Source organism: Nocardia miyunensis NBRC 108239 (assembly GCF_001613065.1).
GTDB classification, from domain to species: domain Bacteria; phylum Actinomycetota; class Actinomycetes; order Mycobacteriales; family Mycobacteriaceae; genus Nocardia; species Nocardia miyunensis.
On the sequence record NZ_BDBQ01000087.1, the window covers coordinates 51,064 to 75,624 of the forward strand.

The window sequence follows — 24,561 nt, forward strand, 5'->3', positions numbered from 1 at the left end:
CGCACCCGAGGTGTCGTCGTTCCCGTCCCGCTTCGGCCGGGTCATCCGATCACCGCGCCGGGCTGCAGGCGCGCGCCGCGGGCCCAGTCGAGGGCGGGCATCATGCGTTTGCCCGGGGGCTGGATGTGGTCCAGGCGAACCGCGGTGGTGGCGGTGCCGACGAAGACGCCCGATTTGCGGACCTCGATCACGCGCGGCGGCAGCACCTCCTCGACCAGTTCCACTGGGCCGAGTTTGATTCGCTTACCGTCGATTTCGGTCCATGCGCCGGGTGCGGGGGTGACCGAGCGGATGCGCCGGCTCACCGCCAGCGCGGGCTGATCCCAGCGCACGTGTGCGGCCTCGACATCGACCTTCGGCGCGTACGACACGCCCTCGACGGCCTGCGGAACGGCCTGCAGCACGCCGTCCTGGATCCCGTCCATGGTCGAATCCAGCAGTCGCGCACCGGATTCGGCGAGCCGTTCCAGCAGCACTCCGGCGGTGTCGGTGACGCCGATCTTCTCGGTGACCACCCCGAAGACGGGCCCGGTGTCCAGACCCCTCTCGATCAGGAAGGTGCACGCGCCGGTGATCTCGTCCCCGGCCAGGATCGCGGCCTGCACCGGCGCGGCTCCGCGCCAGGCGGGCAGCAGCGAGAAATGCAGATTCACCCAGCCGTGCCGCGGGATGTCGAGCACCTGCTGCGGCAGCAGCGCGCCGTAGGCCACCACCGGACAGCAGTCCGGGGCCAATTCGGTGAGCTGCGCGACGAATTCGGGATCCGCGGGCTTGTGCGGGGTGAGCACCGGAATGCCGTGCTCGTCGGCCAGGCGGCCGATCGGCGAACGCGACACCTTGCGCCCCCGGCCCGCAACCGCGTCCGGACGGGTCACCACCGCGACCACCTCGTGCCGCGTGGATTCGAGCAGCCGCCGCAGCGAGGGCACCGCGGGCTCGGGCGTACCGGCGAAGACCAGCCGCATCAGTCCCCCTGCCCCGCCGAGGCCACACGGGCCCCGGCCACCTCGGCCGCCGACATGACGGTCTTGCCCGCACCGAACCACTCGGATTCGCGCACCTCGCGCAGGGCCGCCTTGCGCGCGGCCGGGTCGAGCCGGTCGAGGTAGAGCACACCGTCGAGATGATCGGATTCGTGCTGCACGCAGCGTGCCAGCAGTCCCTCGGCCTCGAATTCCACCGCGGCGCCGTCCGCGTCGACGCCCCTGGCCCGCACCCGCAGCGATCGGGTGACGTCGTAGCGCAGTCCCGGAATCGACAGGCATCCCTCCGCCCCGGTCTGCTCCTCGTCCCCGAGCACCTCGTAGGACGGGTTGATCAGATGTCCGGCGCGAGGCGTGCCGGCGCGTGTCGCACCGAGCGTGTCGTAGACGAACACCCGCAGGCCGACCCCGATCTGCGGCGCGGCCATCCCGACGCCGCCGCTGGCATGCATGGTGTCGGTCAGGTCGGTTACCAGTTGACGCAACTCCCGGTCGAAGGAGGTGGCCTCGTCCGCGCGGGCGCGCAGGACGGGGTCGCCGAAAAGGCGAACGGGCTGGACGGTCACGGTAACTCCCCGAGGCGATGAAAGAATGCGGTCGCCTCATTTTACGGATGGCCCCGACAGCTCCCGCGCGGAATACCCGACCCGCCCGGCTCAGGTGTACGCGCCCAGGATCACCTCGGGGATTCCGGTGCCCAGCGGCACGAACCGGCATTCCGGCGGGCGAGCGTGCGCCGGGTCCAGCACATTGCGCAGCAACTGCTGCACGAACGGGTCGTACACCATGTGGAAATGCCCGGTCAGATCGATCGGGCACAGATCCTGCAGCACGAGATTACGCGCTCCCGGACCACGCAGTTTCATACTGTCGAAGGGCTGGACCATCTCGTCGACACGGGTGATGATCGTCGTGTAGTCCACTCCCGGCACAGTGTCCCCGCCCTCGTTCAGCTGCCGGATGAACGGCGAGCCCGCGGCCTGTTGAACCGCGGCCAGCGAGGTCAGATCCCGATAGACCGGCCACAATCCGGGCAGCGCGTCGGCGAGCGGGACCAGCCCGTACATGATCCCGCCGTTAGTCGGCGAGGCGAGACCGACCCATCGCGCCACCTTGGACGCGCCGCCGAGTTTGTCGATGTAGTACCGGGTCACGTTGGCGCCCTGGGAGAATCCGACCAGGTCGACCTGCCGCGCACCGGTCGCGGCCAGCACCTGATCGACGAAGTCGCCGATCTGATACGAGGAGATCCACAGATCCTCGGTGCCATAACTGGTGGCGCCGGGCTTGCCGCCGTAATTCGGCGCGAAGACGCAGAATCCGGCCTGCACCAGCTGCGGCCCGATCCCCGCCCAGTTGATATAGGCCGAGGCGTCGGTGCCGTGCGCCAGAATCACCGGACGCGGATGCTCGGCGGTCGGGCGGCAGCCGAAGTCGTTGGTGCCCTCCGGAGTCACGCCGGGGTGGGCCCTCTGATAGCGCACCGCGTCCAGATGTCCCTGCTGCGGCGGGCCCGGCAGGGTGGGGACGACGGGTGGGCGATATGCGGGCGGCCGCGGCGGTTCGGCCTCGCCGGGTGTGCCGATCCCGAGGATCAGCGCACCCGCCAGTGCCACCGCCGCGGCCGTCCGACGTGATCGGTTCTGGCGACGCGATCGTCCCGAATGCTGTGACCAGCCCCGATCAATGCGGGGACCGCATTGTGCCATGTCCCGATCATTGCGCACCGGACCGGAAATCCGTGCCGCGGCACGGCGATCTGCCCGGCCCGAAGTCGCGGTTCACTTCTCGCCGGTCTCATCGTCGGCGAGGATCCGGTAGAGCGAGCGGCGCGCCTCGGTGAGCACCTCGGCGGCCTTGGCCGCCTGCTCCGCGGTGCCCGCACGAGCCACCTGCGCGACCGCACCCATCAGCTGCCCGACGAGCTCGCGCAGATCCAGGGCCTGATCCCCGACGCCGTCGCGGACCTCCTGCCAGGGATCGCCGAGTTCGGCCGCGTGCTGCTCGACGTATTCGACGCCGGACTCGGTGAGCTTGGCGGTCTTGCGACCGGCCACCTTGTCGATGAGCACCAGACCCTCGTCCTCGAGCTGGGACAGCGCCGGGTAGATCGACCCCGGGCTGGGCCGCCAGACATCGCCGCTACGCTCGCGGATCTGCTGGATCAGCTCGTACCCGTGCATCGGACGGTCCCGCAGCAACAGCAGGATCGCCGCACGCACATCACCGCGCCGACCCCGTCCGCCGCGGCCCCGGCCACGACCGAAACCACGGCCGAAGCCGGGACCGAAATCGCCACCGAACGGGCCGAATTCCGGACCGAAGCCCGAACCGCCGTGCGGGTGCCGACGGAAGTGCTCACGACCGCCCGGACCGCGGCCCTCCCATCGGCGATCAGCGGGGCGCGGGCCGCGACGGCGGCCGCGCATATCCATGTTCTCCATGTTCTCCATGGCAGCCTCCTCAGGCTTGTTCTTACGATTACTTAATCGACGATATATCGACAATGCATCTTAGACAAGTGTGAGGAGAGCCACGAACCGACCATTCGGCTCAGTTCGAGGGTAGCCAGTTGCCGTGGAATCCGGCGGGCACCCGATGTGGCAGGGCGATACTCGCCACGGTCTCGAGGGTTCCGGCGTCCAGGATGGCCAGCTCACTCCGATCGGTCGGCGCGTCGTACACGAAACCCATCAGCACGCCCTCGTCCTCGGCCGCATCCGGCGAGGAGGGCTCGAACACGAACTCCCCCAACCCTTTTCTCGCGCCGAAGGAACGTTCGGTGGTGTCGCCGGTGCTCAGATCGTGCTTGTACAGCACCGCGCCGCCCTCCAGATCACGCCCGACCGCGGGCGCGTAGCCGTACCGGTGCCGGCGCCCCACGAGACGCTCGTCCACCCGCGGGAACTCCTGCGGGCGATCGTCCAGACGAGACTGCCGCACCTTGCCCGCACCCAGGTCGACCTCCCAGCGATCCAGGGCCGCACGCCCGGACGGACCGCGATGCCCCTGCTCGAACATCGTGTCGTAGCGGACCACGTCCAGCACGATCACGCCGTCCTCGTCGTAGGCGTTCATCGGATGAAACACGTAGCACGGCTCGATGTCGAACCACCGCACGTCCGCGGAGCCGCCCGCGCGGGGCATCACCCCGATCCGGGCCGGATATTTCGGATCCCAGCTGTACGGCATCCGCCGATCCCGCAGGGGCGCAGGTGAATTCGGCGTCGGCGGCGTCGGCACCCGCACCCGGCCGACCATGGCCGAGAGCATCAGCCGCACCGGCAGTCGCAGCCCCCGGGGCACGCTCATCTCCGACGCGATCCGAGCGTCGAAGGTGACCGGCAGGTCGTAGAACACCACGTGGTTCTCGGTGAGCGAGAAATCGTGCATCATCGGTGAGCCGCCGACCTCGATGTCGACCGTGCGCCGGGCCCGGCCGTCGACGCCGATCACCGAGTACTGCACCCGATTTCCGCGCTGGAACGAGTACGACACCGCGTGCAGCTCGCCGGTGGCCGGATCGCGTTTGGGATGTGCGGTGTATCCCCCGGTCAGCGTGCCGTCGAAATCGCAGGGCCCGACCGTGTCGAGTTCCTCGGTGAGTTCGTACGCCGGTCCGCCGGCCTCGACGATGGCCAGCGTCCGCCCGGCCACTCCGATCACGTTCGTATTCGGCCCATTCCCTCCGGCGGCCGAGTTGCCCGCCAGCGGCTGCTCACCGAGCGCGACCGAGGTCATCGGGCCGCGCACCCAGCGATTGCGGTACCACTCGGCGCGGCCCTCGCGCAGGCGGATGCCGTGCACCATGCCGTCGCCGCGGAACCAGTGATAGAGCTCCGGATCCAGATCACCGGCCGGATTCGGACCGTTGCGCAGATATCTGCCGTCGAGATGGTCCGGGATCGTGCCGGTCACCGGCAGATCCGTCAGCGTGAATTCCTTCTCGAGCGGCGCGAAGCCGCCCTCGAGGTAGCGATTTCCCATGCGAGACTCCTCCCGTATAACAACGTTATATGAGCTACGATAACCTTGTTATGGAGGTGCCGCAACAGTGAGTTCTCAACCCCGCCGATCGACCCGATCGACTCGGCAGACCGGCGCGCAGATGCGCGAACAACTGATCGAAGCCGGTCTCCGGCTGCTCGAGGAGGTCGGCCCCGAAGCGCTGCAGGCGCGCCGCGTCGCCGCGGAGGTGGGCACCTCGACGATGGCGGTCTACACCCACTTCGAGGGCATGCCCGGACTGCTCTCGGCGATCGTCGGCGAGGCGTTCACCCAGTTCGGCGCGGCGCTGGGCTCGGTCGCGCCGACCGAGGACCCGATCGCCGATTTCCTGGTGATGGGCGCGGCCTATCGGCAGTACGCCCTGGCCAGCCCCCAGCGCTACCGGCTGATGTTCGGCCTGACCTCACTGCACACCGGCTCGCTCCACGACTTCACCGCCGAAGCCCTGCCGGAGGGCAACGACACCGAGACATACCAGCAGCTCGTCAGAGTCGTACAACGGATGATCGATGCCGGTCGCATCCGCGCGGATCCGCCCCAGCAGGTTGCCGCGCGACTGTGGGGACTCATCCACGGGGTCGTCCTGCTCGAACTGACCGGCCTTCTCGGCAGCCAGGGCCAGGCCATGACCGCCGTCCTGGGCCCCGCAACCGTGGACCTGCTGATCGGAATGGGCAGCGACACAGCGGAATTGGATCGCTCGATCCAGCGCGCCCTGCGGACGATCACCGAGAGCCCCGGGCTCACCCTCGAGCACAGCAGCGACGAAACCTGACGCGCGGTCAGGCCGCCAGCGAATCGATCCACTTCTCCAATCGGCGGCCCTCCACGATCATCAGCTCCGGATCGCGAAAAGTGTTGGTGAGCAGTGAGATTCCCTGATAAGAGGCGATCAGCGCCATCGACAGCTCGGCGGCGTCGGGGCGACCCATCGCCGCGAACTGCGCGCGCACCCAGGTGATCAGCGCCCGCAGGACGACGGCCAGCTCACGATCGAGACCGTCGCCGCGCTTGTCCAGCTCGGTGGCCAGAGTTCCCGTGGGACAACCGAATCGGGCCGCGAGATCACTCCGGCCGATCCAGAGGCGAATGAGTCCCTTGAGCCGGTCGGCCGGGTCCTCGTACCGCTCGAGTTCCGCGACCACGTTGCGCATCCCCAGCGCGTGGGCGCCGATGGCCGCCTGCACGAGCTGATCCTTGGTCTTGTAGTAGTAGTAGACGTTGCCGACCGGCACGTCCGCGGCTCGCGCGATATCGGCGATGGTCGTCTTCTCCACACCCTGTTCGTGGAAGATGCGCGCGGCCGCCGTGGCCAACCGCTCCCGCTTGCCGACCCGCTTCACTTCGATTGAGTCAGTCATACAACTAAGTATAGACAACAACGGACTTCCGGCCGTACAGTCTTAGTCAGCCAACTAACTAAGGAGATGTCGATGATCGTGGTGACCGGGGCGACCGGCAATGTCGGCGAAGCGCTCGTGCAGGGTCTGGCCGCGCGGGGCGAGAAGGTGGTAGCGCTCTCGCGGGGCGTGAAGGAGAGCCGTCACCGGGAGGGAGTCGAGTACCGGCGCGCCGACCTGTCCGATTCGGACGAGCTCGCGGCGGCCGCTGCCGGTGGCGACGCACTGTTCCTGCTGCTGTCCGGGGAACAGGGCGTTTTCGGACCTCCGCCCAGCGAGGTCCTGCGCGCGATCGAGCGGGCCGGAGTCCGCAAGGTGGTGCTACTCGGTTCGCAGTCGGCCGAAACCCGCCCCGGCAATGCCGCGGCCCCCCGCATCACCGCTTTCGAAGCCGCACTGCGGGATTCGGGCCTGACCTGGACGATCCTGCGGCCCAGCGGATTCTTCTCGAACACCTTCGCCTGGGCCGAGTCGGTCCGCGCCCAGCGCGCGGTGCACTGGCCGTTCGGCGATATCGCACTGCCACAGATCGATCCGTCCGATATCGCCGAGGCAGCCGCCGCCGCACTGTGCTCGGACGAGCACGCCGGACACGCGTACACCCTCACCGGCCCCGAACCCATCTCCCCGCGCGAACAGGTCCGCGACCTGGGCCGGGCACTCGGTGAGCCGATCACTTTCCACGAACTCACCCGAGCCCAGGCGTTCTCGGCGATATCCGAGTACATGCCGGCCCCCGTCGCGGAGGTCACCCTGTCGATCCTCGGCACGCCCACCCCCGCCGAACAGCAGGTCAGCCCCGACGTCGAGAAGGTCCTCGGCCGCCCCGCCACCCCCTTCGCCAGCTGGGCCGCTCGCCACGCGGACGCCTTCCGCTGACCCGCTCCTCGGACTCGAATCGCACTGCACCGCAGCAGGACTCGTTGCCGAATCCGCTGCGGCTCAGCCGATGTCGATGGGATCGATCTGGACGCGCAGCGGGTCGCCCGAGCGGCGGGTGCTGCGGACGGCGAGGGCGGCGGACAGCGCGTGAGACAGGGTTGCGGCCTGTGCTCGGTCCGCGCGCAGGATCATGCGTTCGATCTCGGGGGGTGCGTCTCCGGCGGAGAACGGTGTGCGTGCGCCGGGCGGGAGCGGTACCGGGCCCAGTACCTCCACACCCGCGGGAAGCTTTGTCTCGCCGAGCAATTCGGCGATGGAATCGGTGGTTCCGTCGAGGGCGGCCAAGCGCACCGCGGGTGGGAAGCGGACCTCGGCACGCGCCGCCAGTTCGAACTCCGCGTGCGTCACCGGATCCCAGCGCACCAGCGCCTGTACGGTCGGCACCGACGGTTCGGCCATCACGATGACCTGGCCGGTCGGGCGGACCAGCGCGGCCGCGGACATCCAGCGCCGCAACGCGTCCTCGGCCGCGCGCAGATCGGCGCGCCCCAGCAGCGCCCAACCGTCCAGCAGCAGCGCGACGCCGTACCCTCCCGGCGCACTCGGCTCCGCACCGATGGTCGACACGACGACCTGCGGTCCCTCGGAAATCGAATCCAGCACGGTCGCACCGCCGGACCCCCGGATCGGCACGCCCGGGAAGGCCCGGCCCAGTTCCTCCGCCGTGCGCGCGGCGCCGATGACCACCGCGCGCAACGCCCGCGCACCGCAGGCGCCGCAGCGGAAGGCCGCATCGGTCCGGCCGCACCAGCGGCACTGGGGACTGTGCGCGACCTCCCCGGACCGACTACGCGACAGCGCAACCCCCAGTTCCCGAGCCGACCCCGGCCGGGCGGCATCCCCGGCGGGCCGAGGCACGGCGGGCTCAGCGGGCAGGGCGAGCGGACCGTTGCAGTGCCGACATCGCGCGGGCGTGCGGCACCGCGCACACGACAACGCGGGAACGTAACCGCGCCGAGGCACCTGCACGAGCACCGGATCCCCGGCAGCGAGCGCCTTGCGGGCCGCGGTGAAGGCCACCGCGGGAATCCGCACCGCCCGCGCGACCGGATCCCGTTCCAGCGCGACGTCACTGTCCCCCGGCGCGCTGATCCGCGGCGCGTACTGCCGCACGACGGCGCGATCGGCGACGAGGTCGTGTGCCCAGCCCGAGGCTACGACGGCCTGGATCTCCGCGGTCCGCGCGAATCCCCCCGCGAGGAACGCCGCCCCGGTCTCGTGCACCCGCAGCATCGCCACCTCCCGCGCGTGCGGATACGGCGACCGCGGTTCGGCGTAGGTGTCGTCGCCGTCGTCCCAGATCACGACCAATCCCAGATCGTGCACCGGCGCGAACACCGAACTGCGCGTCCCCACGACGATCCGCGCAGTCCCCCGCAACGCCGCCAACCACCGCCGATACCGCGCCGAGGGCCCCAGCCCCGCGGCCAGCCCCACCGCGGCCTCCCCCACCAACTCAGCACAGGCCGCCAGCACCCGATCCAGATCCCGCTGATCCGGAACCATCACCACCACGCCGCGCCCACCCCCGGCCACCACAGCCGCCAGCTCCGCCAGCCGCCGCGCCCAATCCTCCCCCGGCAACGCCTGCCACGCCGCCCGCGGCCCCTTCCCCGCCGCCAACGCACCGAGAAACGAAGCCCCGTGCCGATAGCGAGACCACTCCGAATACCGCGAAATATCAACTGCCGCAGCACTATCCGGCCGCACATCCACACCCGCGCCGGATTCGCTCACCGGATCGTCCACGTCGCCTGCCGAGGCCCGCACATCACCGTCCCCGCCCCCGGCACGGTCACCGCGTTCGGTATCGAGGCGTTCCCCGGCGGACTCGATCATCGAGCTGTCAGTGGTTGATCCGAACTCGATATGCGATTTTTCATCGGTCACGACGTATTCGCCGGCTCGGTCGGTCCCGGCCGTATCTGCCCCCGCACGGCCCGCTCGGTCGGCAATGTCATCTCGACCGCCCGCGTCTGGCATGTCATCGAGCCCGGCATCGGCGTGCTTTTCGGTGGACACGATGAGCGGTCGGTCGGGGGCCGAGGTCAGGCGTGCATTCGACGCTGCATCGGCTCCCGGATTCGCCGCGGTCTCTCCAGCGTCTCGATTCGCGACCTTGTCGTCCACGGACGAGGAATCGGATGGGTCCGCGGTGCCCGATACCATCGCTGCACGCGGTTCGGGGGACGCGGTGTCCGCGGACGGGATATTCGGGAAGGTGGGTTCGGGATCCGATGTGCCGAGTGCCACGGTGGGATCTGCGGCGACCGTGGCGTCGGAGAATGCCTCGGCACGAGATTTCGGCGTGTTGCGGGCCAGCTTCGGATTTGCCGGGCCCGCTTCGGTTCTCGCGTGGCGCGGTGGGATCGCCAGGCGTAGGACGTCGGCGCGGGTTCCGGCGTAACGCGCGGCGACGGCGGTGATCAGGCGCAGGATTTCCGGGGTGAGTACGCGTTCCCCGGAGACGACGCGCTCGAGACGCATCAGGGTGCCGGTGTGGTCCGAGTGTTCGAGTCGCTCCAGCAGGTAGCCATCGACCAGGCGACCCGAAAAGCGTATGCGCACACGCACGCCCGGTTGAGCGAGCTCGTCCATCTCGGGCGGGACCAGATAGTCGAAGTCGCGATCGAGATGAGCGGGTTCCAGCATCGGCAGGACCCGCGCGACGGGGTGCGAGACGGCCACGTCGTTCGTGGCCGTCTTCGTTCGCTTCCCGCGCCGCTTCCCCGCACCCGCCGCATCGGAGGCGGATCCGGCGGCCGCGGCGGACACCGTGGGCTCGGCCAACTACTGCCCGGCGGCCGCGCGCACCGCGCGCACGCGCGATCCGACGCGGCCTCCTACGGAACATGCACGGCCCCACCGCAATTCACGGTGTGCCGATCCGCATCCGGTGCAATGTCCCAACGGCTTACAAACCCGCCGCGGCGCGGAGCTTGTCCGCACGGTCGGTACGCTCCCAGGGCAGGTCGATGTCGGTGCGGCCGAAGTGGCCGTACGCGGCGGTCGGTGCGTAGATGGGGCGCAGCAGGTCCAGGTCGCGGATGATCGCACCCGGACGCAGGTCGAAGACCTCGCCGATGGCCGCGGAGATCGCGGTCTCCTCGACCTTCTCGGTGCCGAAGGTCTCGACGAACAGGCCCACCGGGGCGGCCTTGCCGATGGCGTAGGCGACCTGCACCTCGACCCGCTCGGCCAGATCCGCGGCGACCACGTTCTTCGCGACCCAGCGCATGGCATACGCGGCCGAACGGTCCACCTTCGACGGATCCTTGCCGGAGAACGCGCCGCCACCGTGGCGGGCCATACCGCCGTAGGTGTCGACGATGATCTTGCGACCGGTCAGACCCGCATCGCCCATCGGACCACCGAGCACGAACTTGCCGGTCGGGTTCACCAGCAGCCGGAAATCGGAGGTGTCCAGCGGGATGGGCAGCTCCAGCTCGCTCAGCACCGCCTCCACGACCTTCTCGCGGATGTCGGGGGTAAGCAGATTGTCCAGATCTATATCGGCGGCGTGCTGGGTGGACAGCACGACCGTGTCCAGGCGCACCGGCCGCGCACCCTCGTATTCGATGGTCACCTGGGTCTTGCCGTCCGGCCGCAGATACGGCAGCACACCGGACTTGCGCACCTCGGTCAGACGCCGCGACAGGCGGTGCGCCAGCGCGATCGGCAGCGGCATCAGTTCGGGGGTCTCCCTGGTGGCGTACCCGAACATCAGGCCCTGATCGCCGGCGCCCTGCCGCTCGATCTCATCGTCGGAACCGCCGACGCGGGCCTCGTGCGAGTGGTCGACACCCTGGGCGATATCGGGCGACTGCGCACCGATCGCGATGTTCACACCACAGGAGGCGCCGTCGAAACCCTTTGCCGAGGAGTCGTATCCGATCTCCAGCACCTTCTCCCGCACGATCGTGGGGATGTCGGCGTATGCCTCGGTGGTCACCTCACCGGCGACGTGCACCTGACCCGTGGTGACCAAGGTCTCCACTGCCACTCGGCTGCGCGGATCCTGCGCGAGCAGAGCGTCGAGAACGGAATCGCTGATAGCGTCACAGATCTTGTCCGGATGGCCCTCCGTCACGGACTCACTGGTGAATAGGCGGCTGCCAGTCGTGCCCACAGTTCTCCCTCTCCCTCAACGGGTTTCTCGTCCCGGGCCCGCGACAGCACCGCGATCACGGAGCTGCTCGGCCCGCTGTCATGAGGCCTTTGCCTCAGACTATTCCAAACCACCGACGCAGTGGGGTCTCGCATAACGCCGTCAGGACGCACGCACCAGCCACAACGCCTCCACAGGGCCCCGTTTCGGCGATCGGTGAAACCGTGCACCCGATGCCGTGGAGCATCGCGTGCTACTTGCAGGATAGGCCGAATCCGCCGATTGCTCAGCGCAGCAGCGGACCGAGCGCATCCAGCACCCGGCTGGCCAGCAGAGCCTTCGATCCGTGATCGAGGGCCTGCTCGGTGCCGTCGGCGCCGAGCAGCCAGCCGTCGTTGTGGTCGACCTCGAAGGCCTTGCCCTCGCCGACCGCGTTCACTACCAACAGATCACACCCCTTGCGCTTCAGCTTCGCGCGCGCGTGGGTGAGGACGTCGCCGTGTTCGTCACCGGTCTCGGCGGCGAATCCGACGATCGCGGTTCCGGTCAACCGGCCGTCCCGCCGAGCCTGCACCAGACCCGCCAGAATGTCTTCGGTTTTCGTCAGCTCGATCGAATTGGGTTCGCCGGCGCCCTTTTTGATTTTCGCGGCGGCGACGTTGATCGGACGGAAGTCCGCCACCGCGGCGGCCATGATCACCGCGTCCGCGCCGGTGGCGTGCTTGTCGACCGCGACGCGCAGCTGTTCGGCGGTGGTGACGTGCACCAGTTCCACCGCGGCCGGGGCGTCCAGGCCGATGGTGTTTCCGGCGATCAGCGTGACCCGAGCGCCGCGTTGCGCCGCCAGGCGCGCCAGGGCGAAACCCTGTTTGCCCGAACTGCGATTGCCCAGGAAACGCACCGGATCCAGCGGCTCGCGGGTACCGCCCGCCGACACCACGACGCGGCGGCCCTCGAGATCGCGCGGAATGGCGTCGTCGCGTTCGAGCAACAGCGAGGCCAGCGCGAAGATCTCCTCCGCCTCGGGCAGCCGCCCGGGACCGGTGTCCGCGCCGGTGAGCCGTCCCGACGCCGGTTCTGCGACGATCGCGCCGTGCGCACGCAGCGTCCGGACGTTGGCCACCGTGGCCGGGTGCTCCCACATCTCGGTGTGCATCGCCGGGGCGAACAGGATCGGACATCGCGCGGTGAGCAGCGTCGCGGTCAGCAGATCGTCGGCGCGGCCCATCGCGGCGCGCGCCATCAGGTCGGCCGTCGCCGGGGCGATGACCACCAGATCGGCCTCCTGGCCGAGGCGCACATGCGGAACCTCGGGCACGTCGGCGAAGACGCCGGTGTGCACCGGATTGCCCGACAGGGCCTCGAACGTGGCCTTGCCGATGAATTGCAGCGCAGACTCGGTCGGTATCACCCGGACGTCGTGACCGGTCTCGGTGAATTTACGAACGAGCGAGCAGGCCTTGTAGGCGGCGATCCCGCCGCCTACGCCGACAACGATCCGCATTCGTCATGCCTCTTCGGTGCGTCGGGTCACTGTGCCTCGCGGCGCTCGCTCACTCGCCTTCGGTGTGTTCGAGCAGGTCGGAATGGATCTCCCGCATGGCCACCGACAGCGGCTTCTCCTGCAGGCCCGGCTCGACCAGGGGACCGACGTACTCGAGGATCCCGTCGCCGAGCTGGTTGTAGTAGTCGTTGATCTGGCGCGCCCGCTTGGCCGCGTAGATGACCAGCGCATACTTGGACGACGTGCGCTCGAGCAGCTCGTCGATCGGCGGGTTGGTGAGGCCGACCGGGGTGTCGTACGCGGGCACGGTCTTGGTGTCGCTCACTGGTGAGGCTCCTGCGGGTCTGTGTAGTGGTCTGGGAGACAGAGCCGTCGCCCGGACGACGGGCGCGCTCTATCGCGAATTTGTGCTAACGAACAACGATACCAACTGCTCACAGGCAGCAGTCACCTCGTCGTTCACGATCACTGTGTCGAACTCGTCACATGCCGCGAGTTCGGTCTTCGCGGTCAGCAATCGGCGTTCGATCACCTCGGGCGATTCGGTGCCGCGCGAGGTCAGCCGGGCGACGAGCTCCTCCCAGCTGGGCGGGGCCAGAAATACCAGCAGGGCCTGCGGCATCGCGGCGCGAATCGAGCGCGCCCCCGCGAGGTCCACCTCCACGAGAACCGGTTTCCCGGCGGCCAGCGCCGTCCGGACCGGTGCGGCCGGTGTCCCGGACCGCTGCAGGCCGCCGTGGATATCGGCCCACTCGAGCATCTCCCCCTTCTCGATCATGGTGTCGAATTCGGCCCTGGTCACGAACCGGTAGTCGCGGCCGTCGACCTCCCCGGGCCGCGGGGCCCGGGTGGTGGCCGACACACTGAATACCAATTCCGGCAGCCGCTCGCGGACACAGCGGACCACAGTGGACTTCCCGACGGCCGAGGGGCCGACCAGTACGACCAGCCGACCCGTCTTCGTGTGTTCGACCACCCTCGGATCAGGCTTCGAAGTCGAACTTCGCCAGCAGCGCCTTGCGCTGACGGTCGCCCAGGCCACGCAAGCGGCGGGTCGGGGCGATCTCCAGTTCGGTCATGATTTCCGCCGCCTTGACCTTGCCAACCTTCGGCAGGGCCTCCAGCAGTGCGGACACCTTCATCTTGCCCAGGACCTCATCGGTCTCGGCATCCTTCAGGACCGTCTTCAGGTCGGTGCCGCCACGCTTCAGGCGCTCCTTGAGCTCTGCCCGAGCGCGGCGAGCGGCAGCCGCCTTCTCCAAAGCAGCGGCGCGCTGCTCGTCAGTCAGCTGGGGAAGGGCCACGGTTCCTCCGTCTCATCGTTCATTGCATGATCTACCCCCGGTAACCCGGCGGTCTCAGCGACCGTACCCACGCGGCCTGCCGATTGCGAACCCACCCCCCAGGTCAGCGGGTGATTCGGGCGGTCGCCCAGGCGCGCGCACGCCGTTCGGCGATGATCCCGGACGATCTCGGCGAGGCCTGTGCGAAAATTGCGAACAGCCCTCTGACCAGCATATTCCTCACCGGATACGGGGTACTCGCGGTACCGGATGAACCGACCCGCCAACTCGTAACCGTGCCGTTATCGCCCGACCAGGAATTTTCTGGAATTTATCCGCGTGTCGCACATTTTTGCCCAGCGTGTCGCGCTCCGCGGCCAGCGCAGCAGGCCATCGAGCGAGCTTCTGCCCGACGCATTGCGCCCGCACCGACGACGGGCAGGACCGGATTATCGCGCAACGCCCCCACAGCACCGTCCAAACGCCTCCCTGACGGCGTAAAACTCATCGCGATGAATCCTCGGCCATCCACCGGATCCGAACGCGCAGCGTGCCCGTAACGAAAAACGGACCGGTCGCCCCCGTCAACTGGGGCGACCGGTCCGGCCGTCACGGCGGACTCACCGCCGCACCGGCTTCAGGTCTGCAGGAAAGCGAATTCGTCCGCCAGCTGGGTCACCCGGGTGCGCAGGGCGGCCACCGACGGCCCCTCGCCCAGCACCTCCCGCGAGACGTTGGGCACCACGGCCCGCAGGCTCTGCGCGGGTACCAGGGCGCGGATCGAATCCGCTCCCCCGCCCTGCGCACCGACACCGGGCATCAGGATCGGGCCGTTGAGGCGGCTCGGGTCGGGCGCCTCGGCGAGCGTCGCCCCGATCACCACGCCGACCGAACCGAATTCCGCGCCCGCGTTGTGCGCCGCGACCTCGTCGACCATGGTCTGGGCAACGTCGCGCCCCTCGGCCGCCTGCGCGCGCTGCACTTGCGCGCCTTCGGGATTGGACGTCGCCGCGAGCACGAACACCCCGCGGCCGTTCGCCGCGGCCAGCTCGAGGGCCGGCGTCAGCGAGCCGAAACCGAGATAGGGCGAGACGGTGAGCGCGTCACACCCCAGCGGTCCGTCCGCCAGCCATGCCTGCGCGTAGGCGGCCATGGTCGAGCCGATATCGCCGCGTTTGGCGTCGGCGAGCACCAGCGTGCCCGCCTCGCGCAGAGCCGCGATGGTGTCCTCCAGCACGACGATGCCGCCCGAGCCGTAACTTTCGAAGAACGCCACCTGCGGCTTCACCAGCGCGACCCGACCGGCGAAGGCGTCCACGCAAGCGTCGGCGAATCGTTTGAGCCCCTCGACGTTCTCGGGGAGCTCCCAGGCGCGCAGCAGTTGCGGATGCGGGTCGATGCCGACGCACACCGGGCCGTGCCGACCCATCGCATCGCGGAGCCGGACACCGAACGGATTCACCGCGGCTCCGCCGCCGATCCGGCCGCGGCGGGCTCGCGCGAATCCGCCAGCCTCCCGTCGACGGCCAGATCGCGTTCCGCGGCGGCCAGCTCGCGGTCGATGGCCTCGAGCTCACGCTCGAAATCCGACTGCTCCCCAGGCTCCGGCGCCCGGGTGCGATCGATCGGCGGGTTGGCGCGGAAGCCGACGGTGCTGTACCCGCCGACGTTGCGCATCACCCGGATATCACCACCCGGCACCCGTACCTCGCCGAGACCGGTCCGCCGCCGACGCGGCGTTCCCGGCCGGGGTCCCGCACCAAAACCCATGGCTCCCACCGTCTTCGTTCCTCTCTCAGCTGTACTAGATCGCGGCGTTCACGGATGCGTGATGATCACGCTCGTTACCGCCTTCGGGTCGGCCACTCGTACCGGCCCTCAGGACGGCGTGCAGCTCCTGGAGGGACCGCACTCCGATCCCTCCATTGATTGTCGCCTCGATGCCCTGGACGGCAGCGGCCGCACCTTGCACCGTCGTGATACACGGGATGTTCGCGCCCACGGCGGCGGTGCGGATCTCGTAGCCGTCCACTCGAGGTCCGGAATTACCGTACGGGGTGTTGAACACTATATCGATCTCGCCGTCCTTGATCTGGTCGACGATGGACGGCCCGGCGAGGTCCCCGGCGCTCGCATCCGCCCCGCCGCCGAGCGCCGGATCGGACTGCTTGCGCACGCGCTCGCAAGGAATTCCGTTGCGCCGCAACATCTCCGCGGTGCCCTCGGTGGCCAGGATGCGGAACCCCAAGTCGTGCAGGCGCTTGACCGGGAACACCATCGCGCGCTTGTCGCGGTTGGCGATCGAGACGAACGCGGTCCCCTCGGTGGGCAGCGAACCGTAGGCCGCGCTCTGCGATTTGGCGAACGCGGTGCCGAAATCCGCGTCGATGCCCATGACTTCACCGGTGGACTTCATCTCCGGCGAGAGCAGCGAATCGATGCCGGTGCCGTCCGGGCGACGGAACCGGTGGAAGGGCAGGACCGCCTCCTTGACCGCGACCGGGGCCTCGATCGGAGCGTAACCGCCGTCACCCTCCGCGGGCAGCAGCCCCTCCTTGCGCAGCCCGGCGATGGTGGCCCCCAACGCGATTCGCGCCGCGGCCTTGGCCAGCGGGACGGCGGTGGCCTTGGACACGAACGGCACGGTTCGGCTGGCCCGCGGATTGGCCTCGAGCACGTACAGCACATCGTCCTTGAGCGCGTACTGCACGTTCAGCAGACCCCGCACGCCGATCCCCTTGGCGAGCGCGGCGGTCGAGCGGCGAACTGCCTCGATATCGCTGCGGCCCAACGTGATCGGCGGCAGTGCGCACGCCGAGTCACCGGAGTGGATACCGGCCTCCTCGATATGTTCCATGACCCCGCCGAGGTAGACCTCCTCGCCGTCGCACAGGGCGTCGACGTCGATCTCGATGGCGTCCTCCAGGAACCGGTCGACCAGCACCGGATGATCCGGGGTGATCTCGGTGGCGCGAGAGATGTAGTCCGCCAAGGACTTCTCGTCGTAGACGATCTCCATGCCGCGCCCGCCCAGCACGTACGAGGGACGCACCAGCACCGGATAGCCGATCTCCGCGGCGATCTTCTTCGCCTGTGGGAAGGTGGTCGCGGTGCCGTACTTGGGCGCGGGCAGCCCGGCCGCGGTCAGCACCTCGCCGAACTCACCGCGATCCTCGGCCAGGTCGATGGCCGCGGCCGAGGTGCCGACCACGGGAACGCCCGCATCGGTCAGCCGCTGCGCCAGGCCCAGCGGGGTCTGCCCGCCCAGCTGGCAGATCACACCGGCCACGGTGCCCGACTCGGACTCCGCGTGATACACCTCGAGCACGTCCTCGAAGGTGAGCGGCTCGAAGTACAGGCGGTCGGCGGTGTCGTAGTCGGTCGAGACCGTCTCCGGGTTGCAGTTGACCATGATGGTCTCGAATCCGGCGGCCGAAAGCGTCTGCGCCGCATGCACACACGAGTAGTCGAATTCGATGCCCTGGCCGATGCGGTTCGGGCCCGAACCCAGGATGATGACCTTCTCGCGCTCGCGCTGTGGAGCCACCTCGGACTCCGCGGCCGGATCCAGCTCGTACGCCGAGTAGTGGTACGGGGTCTTCGCCTCGAATTCGGCGGCGCAGGTGTCCACCGTCTTGAACACCGGGCGGATGCCCAGCCGGTGACGCAACTCCCGCACACCGCCCTCGCCCGCGAGTTCGGGTCGCAGCGCGGCGATCTGGCGATCGGACAGGCCGTAGTGCTTGGCGGTGCGCAGCAGCGGCTCGTCCAGGACGGGCGCGTCGATGATCTCCCGGCGCAGCTCGACCAGGCCCGCGACCTCGGCCACGAACCACGGGTCGACACCCGAGGCCGCGGCGACGTCCTCGATGCTCGCGCCCAGGCGCAAAGCCCGCTCGACCTGGTAGATCCGGCCCTCGGTGGGAACCCGCAGATCGTCCAGGATCGCCTGCACATCGGTCCACTCGCCATCGCCCTGCGTCCAGAAGCCCGTGGCCTTGGTCTCCAGCGAGCGCAGCACCTTGCCCAGCGCCTCGGAGAAGTTGCGGCCCAGGGACATCGCCTCGCCGACCGACTTCATGGTCGTGGTCAGCGTCGGGTCCGCACCCGGGAACTTCTCGAACGCGAACCGCGGCGCCTTCACGACCACGTAGTCGAGCGTGGGCTCGAAACAGGCCGGCGTCTCCTTGGTGATGTCGTTGACGATCTCGTCGAGCGAATAGCCGATCGCGAGCTTCGCGGCGATCTTCGCGATCGGGAAACCCGTTGCCTTGGAAGCCAATGCGGACGAACGCGAGACGCGCGGGTTCATCTCGATGACGATCAGACGCCCGTCGGCCGGGTCCACCGCGAACTGGATGTTGCAGCCGCCGGTGTCGACGCCGACCTCGCGCAGGATCGCGATGCCCAGATCGCGCATCTTCTGGTATTCGCGGTCGGTGAGGGTCATGGCCGGGGCGACGGTCATGGAGTCGCCGGTGTGCACGCCCATCGGGTCGACGTTCTCGATCGAGCAGACGATCACCACATTGTCGCGGCGGTCGCGCATCAGCTCGAGCTCGAATTCCTTCCAGCCCAGGATGGATTCCTCGATCAGCACGTTGGCCGTCGGCGATGCGGCCAGGCCGCCACCGGCGATGCGGTCCAGATCGTCGTCGTTGTAGGCCATGCCCGAACCGAGCCCGCCCATGGTGAACGACGGGCGCACGACCACCGGAAAACCGAGCTCGGCAACGGTTTCGCGAACCTCGTCCATGGTGTAGCAGACCCTGGAGCGGGCGCTCTCGCCGCCGACCTTCGCGACGATGTCCTTGAACTTCTGCCGGTCCTCGCCGCGCTGGATGGCGTCGAAGTCCGCGCCGATCATCTCCACGCCGTACTTGGCCAGCACGCCCCGTTCGTGCAGGGCCACAGCGGTATTGAGCGCGGTCTGGCCACCCAGTGTGGCCAGGATCGCGTCGGGACGTTCCTTGTCGATGACCTTCTCGACGAATTCCGGCGTGATCGGCTCGACGTAGGTGGAGTCGGCGAATTCCGGGTCGGTCATGATTGTGGCGGGGTTCGAGTTCACCAGCGACACCCGCAGTCCCTCGGACCGCAGCACCCGGCACGCCTGGGTGCCGGAGTAGTCGAATTCGCAGGCCTGGCCGATCACGATCGGGCCCGAGCCGATCACCAGGATGTGGCGTAGATCCTCGCGGCGAGGCATCAGGCTCCTTCCATCAGACCGGCGAAACGGTCGAAGAGATATGCGGCGTCGTGCGGACCGGCGGCGGCCTCGGGGTGGTACTGCACCGAGAAGGCGCGGCCGTCCACCAGCCGCACGCCCTCCACCGTGCCGTCGTTGGCGCAGGTGTGGCTCACCTCGGCCGTGCCGAACGGGGTGTCGAAGCGCTGCCCGGCCTCGCCCTCGAGCGCGAATCCGTGGTTCTGCGCGGTGATCGAGATCTGTCCCGTCGCGTGATCCACGATCGGCACGTTGACGCCGCGGTGCCCGAACTTCATCTTGTAGGTTTTCAAACCCAGTGCGCGCCCGAGGATCTGGTTGCCGAAGCAGATGCCGAACAGCGGAAGTCCTTCGCCCAGAATGCCTTCGGTGAGCGCGACCGCGGCATCCTGGGTGGCCGGGTCGCCGGGGCCGTTGGACAGGAACACCCCGTTCGGATTCAGCTCCTTTATCTGATCCAGCGTGACGTTCGAGGGCACCACGTGCACCCGCATACCCCGCTCGGCGAACATCCGCGGGGTGTTGGTCTTGATGCCGAGATCGACTGCGACGACGGTGAATCGGCGCTCGCCGGTCGGCTCGATCGTGTACAGCCGATCGGTGCTGACCTGCTCGGCCAGATCCGCGCCAAGCATCGAGGGCTGATCGTTGACGCGGGCGAGCAGCTCGTCCACCGGCGCCGCCGCGGCCTCGCCGGAGAAGATCCCGGCCTTCATCGAACCGCGCGTGCGCAGGTGCCGCACCAGTGCCCGGGTGTCGATCCCGGCGATGCCGACCACGTCCTGGCGGACCAGTTCGTCCTGCAGCGTGGTGCTGGCGCGCCAGTTCGAGGCGCGTCGCGCGGGATCGCGCACCGCGTATCCGGCCACCCAGATCCGCTTGGACTCGTCGTCCTCGTCGTTCCAGCCGGTGTTGCCGATCTGCGGGGCCGTGGCCACCACGATCTGACGGTGGTAGCTCGGATCGGTCAGCGTCTCCTGATAACCCGTCATCGCGGTGCAGAACACCGCCTCACCCAGGGTCTGCCCCTCGGCGCCGAAGGACGAGCCGCGGAAGACCCGCCCGTCCTCGAGCACCATCATCGCGCTCTGCCCGGTCACGTCGTCTCTTCTCCCGTCTTCGTGCTGGCCGCCGCGGCGACCCACGCCGGGTACACCGTCTTGTCGTCGCCGCGGAAACCGGTGTCCACCTCGGTTCCCGTCGGCAGCTTCCAGCGAATTACCAGCACACCATCTTGTGTCATCACTTTGCCCGCATGACCGCGTTCGGTGCGCACCGCGGTGATGGATTCCTGCGGAATCCAGAGCACGTCGGCACCGTCGCGTTCGAGCAGGATGCCGCGTTCGAAGCGGGTCAGCTCCGCCGCGGCCCGGAAACCCAGATCGCCCACCGCGATCCGGTTCTGCCAGCTGGGCGCGAGGGTCGTACCGGTGTACAGGCCCGTCGTCGGTTCCAGCAGTTGCGCACCCAGTTCGGCGGGCACCGGCGGCAGCTCGCCGACCGCCTCGGCTTGGCGCCGGGCTTTCTTCTGCCATGCCCGGTACATCAGCCACAGGACCAGGCAGAACAGCACGAGTAGCAGGACGACCTGCAGTGTCCGCTCCATCAGAACGCTCCCGTGGTCTCGTCGCGCGGTTCCGGTTTGCCCTCGCGAGCGGTGATCCGGCCGCGCAGGAAGGTGGCGCTCACCCGCGCGGGCAGGGTCATCGCCTCGAAGGGCGTGTTCTCGGAGATGCTCGCGAGCTCACTCCCGCGCACCGTCCAGGTCGCATCAGGGTCGACCAGCACCAGATTCGCCGGTTCGCCCACCGCGAGCGGACGGCCCTGATCGTCCAGACCGGCGATCCGCGCCGGATTCTCGCTCATCACCTGGGCCACCCCGCGCCAGTCGAGCAGGCCCGGCGCGACCATGGTCTGCACGATGACCGACAGCGCGGTCTCGAGTCCCAGCATGCCGGGGCGGGCGGCGGCGAATTCGCAGCACTTGTCCTGTTCGGCGTGTGGCGCGTGATCTGTCGCCACACAGTCGATCACGCCCTCGGCGAGGGCGCGGCGCAGAGCCTGCGCATCGGATGCCTCGCGCAGCGGCGGATTGACCTTGTTGACCGCGTCGTAGGTCTCCAGGCGCGAATCGTCCAGCAGCAGATGATGCGGAGTCACCTCGGCGGTGATCGAAATCCCCTGCCCCTTGGCCCATTTCACCAGTTCGACGGTGCCGGAGGTGGACGCGTGGCAGATGTGCACGCGGGCATCGGCGTCGCGGGCCAGCAGCGCGTCTCGGGCCACGATCGACTCCTCGGCCGCGCGCGGCCATCCGGCCAGGCCGAGCCGGGCGGCGTTGGGGCCCTCGTGCGCTACCGCCCCCTCGGTGAGCCTGGGCTCCTCGGCGTGCTGGGCGATCAGGACGCCGAGCGAGTTCGCGTATTCCAGTGCCCGGCGCATGATCAGCGGGTCGTAGACACAGTGGCCGTCGTCGGAGAACATCCGCACCCGCGCCTCACCGGCGGCCATGGTGCCCATCTCGGCGAGCTGCTTGCCCGCCAGGCCCACGGTCACCGCGCCGACCGGATGCACGTCCACCAGGCCGATCTCCCGCCCGCGTCGCCACACGTGGTCGGTGACCACGACCGAATCCGCGACCGGAGTCGTGTTGGCCATCGCGAAGACCGCGGTGTAACCGCCCAGAGCGGCTGCGGCGGAACCGGATTCGATGGTCTCGGTGTCCTCGCGGCCCGGTTCGCGCAGATGCGTGTGCAGATCCACGAAGCCGGGCAGCAGGAACTTGCCCGCGCCGTCCACGACCTCGGCGTCACCGGCGTCGAGCGCGGGGCCGATCTCCCGGATCTCGCCCTCGCCCAGGCGCACGTCGACCTCGTCGCCCGCACCGTAGAGGCGCACGTTCCGGATCAGGACGTCGTTCATCGGATTCCTATCTCTTCGCCGCGCACCGGCGTCCGGCCATCGCGGGCCGCGGTGCGCTCGGTGTCCGTCCGGCGGCTCATGCGGGCTCCCCCGCACCGACCAGCAGGCGGAACAGCACCGCCATGCGCATGTGCACGCCATTGGTGACCTGTTGCAGCACAGCGGCTTTCGGCGAATCCGCCACCTGCGGCGCGATTTCCATGCCGCGCAGCATCGGGCCGGGGTGCAGGACCACCGCGTTCTCGTCCAGCAGCGCCATGCGTCGCTCGTTCAGCCCGTAGTTCACCGAATACTCACGCGCGGACGGGAAGAACCCGCCGTTCATCCGTTCGGCCTGTACCCGCAGCATCATCACCGCGTCCGCGCCGGGCAGTTCGGCGTCGAGGGAATGCGAGATGCGCACCGGCCACTGCGCCACGCCGACCGGCAGCAGCGTGCGCGGCGCGACCAGCACCACCTCCGCGCCGAGGATGTTCAGCAGCAGCGCGTTCGAGCGGGCGACCCGGCTGTGCAGGATGTCGCCGACGATCACCACGCGCTTGCCGTCGAGCGAGCCGAGGCGCTGGCGCAGGGTCAGCGCGTCCAGCAGGGCCTGGGTCGGATGTTCGTGCGTGCCGTCCCCGGCATTGATCACCGCCGGACCCGGCCCCGCGAATCCGCCTGCGCCGCTGTCCATCTCGCCGAACCAGCGGGCGATCTGATGTGCCGCGCCCGAGGCCGGATGCCGGACGATCAGCGCGTCCGCGCCCGCGGCGTGCAGGGTCAGCGCGGTGTCGCGCAGCGATTCCCCCTTGGAGACCGAGGAACTCGACGCACTGACGTTGATCACGTCGGCGCTCATCCACTTCCCCGCCACCTCGAACGACACCCGGGTGCGGGTGGAGTTCTCGAAGAAGACCGTCATCACCGTGCGGCCACGCAGTGTCGGCAGTTTGCGCACCTCGCGCCCGAGCAGCGCCTGCTCGAAACGCTGGGCGTCGTCCAGTAGTTCGGTGGCCGCGCCGCGGTCCAGATCGGTCACCGACAGCAGATGCTTCACGATCGCCCCCCGCGAACCCGGTCGGGATGCGTCCTCACGCCTGAACCTCCTGATGCAGGTAGACGCCGTCCCGGCCGTCGTATTCGGTCAACAGCACCGAGATGTCCTCACTGCGCGAGGTGGGCACGTTCTTGCCCACGTAGTCCGCGCGGATGGGTAGTTCGCGATGGCCGCGGTCGATCAGCACCGCCAGCTGCACCGCGCGGGGGCGGCCCAGATCGCGCAGGCCGTCCAGGGCCGAGCGCACGCTGCGGCCGGAGAACAGCACGTCGTCGACCAGGACCACGAGCGCGTCGTCGATGCCGCCCTCGGGGACCGAGGTGCGTTCGAGCGGCCGGTGCGGGCGGTTGCGCAGATCGTCGCGGTAGAGCGTGATGTCCAGCGAGCCGAGCGCGGGACGCACACCGGAGAACTCCTCGATGCGTTCGGTGAGCCGTTCGGCGAGAGTGGTTCCGCGGGTGGGAATTCCGATCAGGACAACCCGCGGCAACGTCGTGTCGGCGGAATCCAGTGCGGTCTTCTCGATGATCTGATGGGCCATTCGCGCGATGGTCCGGCCGACATCCTGGGCGGACAGCAACTCACGCCCGGCCTGAACCCACTCGGGATCGTGCCGCTGCGAATACTCGGCAGCGTTCGACCTGGCCGAGCTGTGTTCACCGGCGGCATCCGCGGGCCCTGCGTGGTTACGCTCGCCGCCGGGCCTGACGCGGCTGCCGCGACCTTCGGGCACAGCCATGCCGACCTCCTTCCCCGCCTCACGGGACGGTCCGTTAAAGGATGTCTTTCGGGTGACGAGCTTAGCAGTGCGGCGGGTCCGCACCCACACCGCACCCCTCGGGCAATCGATGGCCGGCACCGCCGGTCCGGCAGTGTGGCGCGTCCCACCGGCCCGATATGGCACAACGCCGCGACCAGCGGCTTCGCCTCGGCGGTCACACACCCTGTCGTCATCGTCAGGCAAATTTGCTGTTATCACGCGTGCGAATGAATCCGCCCGATGGCCGCCTCCGCGCTTCGCGTTGGGAGCAACCTCACACGTCCGGTCACGAGGTCCGGTGGGGATCTCGCCCGTCGCCGACCATCGAAAGCCGAAGCCCGGACTGGCGCGAGATCGGCAATGGCTCCCCTTTATGTCAAGAGGT

General features: G+C 68.9%; 21 protein-coding genes and 1 pseudogene. 2 read left to right on the forward strand and 20 right to left on the reverse strand.

The genetic code is table 11. The features are described from left to right. Positions 1-41: 41 nt before the first annotated feature. From fmt to NM2_RS34880, 5 genes are all read right to left on the reverse strand, one after another. On the reverse strand, positions 42-965 hold the full coding sequence (gene fmt, locus NM2_RS34860) for a methionyl-tRNA formyltransferase (RefSeq protein WP_067677970.1): 924 nt from the start codon (positions 963-965) through the stop codon (positions 42-44). Next, positions 965-1,549 (reverse strand): peptide deformylase, encoded by a 585-nt coding sequence (gene def / locus NM2_RS34865; RefSeq protein WP_067677972.1) that lies wholly within the window; start codon positions 1,547-1,549, stop codon positions 965-967. Before def ends, fmt begins: the two co-directional genes overlap by 1 nt. A gap of 90 nt (positions 1,550-1,639) precedes the next feature. After that, the gene (locus tag NM2_RS34870) at positions 1,640-2,599 is read right to left on the reverse strand and encodes an esterase/lipase family protein (RefSeq protein WP_245718352.1); all 960 of its coding nucleotides are present in this window, start codon (positions 2,597-2,599) and stop codon (positions 1,640-1,642) included. 165 nt (positions 2,600-2,764) lie between these two features. After that, on the reverse strand, positions 2,765-3,436 hold the full coding sequence (locus NM2_RS34875; RefSeq protein ID WP_067677975.1) for a PadR family transcriptional regulator: 672 nt from the start codon (positions 3,434-3,436) through the stop codon (positions 2,765-2,767). 100 nt (positions 3,437-3,536) lie between these two features. Then, positions 3,537-4,970, reverse strand: coding sequence for a carotenoid oxygenase family protein (locus NM2_RS34880; protein ID WP_067677977.1), 1,434 nt, complete (start codon positions 4,968-4,970; stop codon positions 3,537-3,539). A gap of 67 nt (positions 4,971-5,037) precedes the next feature. On the opposite strand from NM2_RS34880, the gene NM2_RS34885 reads away from it, so the two are divergent. Further along, on the forward strand, positions 5,038-5,766 hold the full coding sequence (locus NM2_RS34885) for a TetR/AcrR family transcriptional regulator (protein WP_245718353.1): 729 nt from the start codon (positions 5,038-5,040) through the stop codon (positions 5,764-5,766). Between the two features lie 7 nt (positions 5,767-5,773). Here the strand turns inward: NM2_RS34885 and NM2_RS34890 are convergent, their stop codons facing one another. Continuing rightward, on the reverse strand, positions 5,774-6,352 hold the full coding sequence (locus tag NM2_RS34890) for a TetR/AcrR family transcriptional regulator (protein WP_067677983.1): 579 nt from the start codon (positions 6,350-6,352) through the stop codon (positions 5,774-5,776). Positions 6,353-6,424: 72 nt separating this feature from the next. Between NM2_RS34890 and NM2_RS34895 the strand changes: the two genes are divergently transcribed. After that, positions 6,425-7,270, forward strand: a complete 846-nt coding sequence (locus NM2_RS34895; protein WP_067678057.1) for an NAD(P)H-binding protein — start codon at positions 6,425-6,427, stop codon at positions 7,268-7,270. A gap of 63 nt (positions 7,271-7,333) precedes the next feature. On the opposite strand, the gene NM2_RS52055 is transcribed toward NM2_RS34895, so the two are convergent. The 14 genes and pseudogenes from NM2_RS52055 to pyrR form a co-directional block, all read right to left on the reverse strand. Further along, on the reverse strand, positions 7,334-9,985 hold the full coding sequence (locus NM2_RS52055) for a primosomal protein N' (RefSeq protein WP_245718356.1): 2,652 nt from the start codon (positions 9,983-9,985) through the stop codon (positions 7,334-7,336). 262 nt (positions 9,986-10,247) lie between these two features. After that, the gene (gene metK / locus NM2_RS34905; RefSeq protein ID WP_084531874.1) at positions 10,248-11,462 is read right to left on the reverse strand and encodes a methionine adenosyltransferase; all 1,215 of its coding nucleotides are present in this window, start codon (positions 11,460-11,462) and stop codon (positions 10,248-10,250) included. Positions 11,463-11,727: 265 nt separating this feature from the next. Next, a complete protein-coding gene (gene coaBC, locus NM2_RS34910) occupies positions 11,728-12,945 on the reverse strand; it encodes a bifunctional phosphopantothenoylcysteine decarboxylase/phosphopantothenate--cysteine ligase CoaBC (RefSeq protein WP_067677990.1) in 1,218 nt (405 codons plus the stop codon). A gap of 49 nt (positions 12,946-12,994) precedes the next feature. Beyond that, positions 12,995-13,270 carry a DNA-directed RNA polymerase subunit omega gene (rpoZ, locus tag NM2_RS34915; protein ID WP_025350704.1) on the reverse strand — a complete coding sequence of 92 codons (276 nt, stop codon included), beginning with the start codon at positions 13,268-13,270 and terminating at the stop codon, positions 12,995-12,997. A 69-nt stretch (positions 13,271-13,339) separates the two neighbouring features. Beyond that, positions 13,340-13,921, reverse strand: a complete 582-nt coding sequence (gene gmk / locus NM2_RS34920; RefSeq protein WP_067677993.1) for a guanylate kinase — start codon at positions 13,919-13,921, stop codon at positions 13,340-13,342. A gap of 7 nt (positions 13,922-13,928) precedes the next feature. Beyond that, a complete protein-coding gene (mihF, locus tag NM2_RS34925) occupies positions 13,929-14,249 on the reverse strand; it encodes an integration host factor, actinobacterial type (RefSeq protein ID WP_040824977.1) in 321 nt (106 codons plus the stop codon). A gap of 616 nt (positions 14,250-14,865) precedes the next feature. Beyond that, positions 14,866-15,690 carry an orotidine-5'-phosphate decarboxylase gene (pyrF, locus tag NM2_RS34930; protein WP_084531875.1) on the reverse strand — a complete coding sequence of 275 codons (825 nt, stop codon included), beginning with the start codon at positions 15,688-15,690 and terminating at the stop codon, positions 14,866-14,868. Further along, entirely contained in the window at positions 15,687-15,998 is a 312-nt protein-coding gene (locus NM2_RS34935) for a hypothetical protein (protein ID WP_157121505.1), read from the reverse strand. The genes pyrF and NM2_RS34935 overlap by 4 nt, the downstream gene beginning before the upstream one ends. 106 nt (positions 15,999-16,104) lie before the next feature. Continuing rightward, positions 16,105-19,437 (reverse strand): annotated as a pseudogene (gene carB / locus NM2_RS34940) (carbamoyl-phosphate synthase large subunit); the annotation flags it as partial. After that, on the reverse strand, positions 19,437-20,537 hold the full coding sequence (gene carA / locus NM2_RS34945) for a glutamine-hydrolyzing carbamoyl-phosphate synthase small subunit (RefSeq protein WP_157121507.1): 1,101 nt from the start codon (positions 20,535-20,537) through the stop codon (positions 19,437-19,439). The pseudogene carB and the gene carA, both read right to left, overlap by 1 nt. A 14-nt stretch (positions 20,538-20,551) precedes the next feature. Next, positions 20,552-21,061, reverse strand: coding sequence for a PH-like domain-containing protein (locus NM2_RS34950; protein WP_067678001.1), 510 nt, complete (start codon positions 21,059-21,061; stop codon positions 20,552-20,554). Further along, the gene (locus NM2_RS34955) at positions 21,061-22,377 is read right to left on the reverse strand and encodes a dihydroorotase (protein ID WP_067678004.1); all 1,317 of its coding nucleotides are present in this window, start codon (positions 22,375-22,377) and stop codon (positions 21,061-21,063) included. The genes NM2_RS34950 and NM2_RS34955 overlap by 1 nt, the downstream gene beginning before the upstream one ends. 76 nt (positions 22,378-22,453) lie before the next feature. Beyond that, positions 22,454-23,416, reverse strand: a complete 963-nt coding sequence (locus tag NM2_RS34960; protein ID WP_067678007.1) for an aspartate carbamoyltransferase catalytic subunit — start codon at positions 23,414-23,416, stop codon at positions 22,454-22,456. Between the two features lie 34 nt (positions 23,417-23,450). Next, complete coding sequence (pyrR, locus tag NM2_RS34965; protein WP_084531877.1) at positions 23,451-24,155, reverse strand: bifunctional pyr operon transcriptional regulator/uracil phosphoribosyltransferase PyrR; 705 nt, start codon at positions 24,153-24,155, stop codon at positions 23,451-23,453. Positions 24,156-24,561 lie beyond the last annotated feature (406 nt).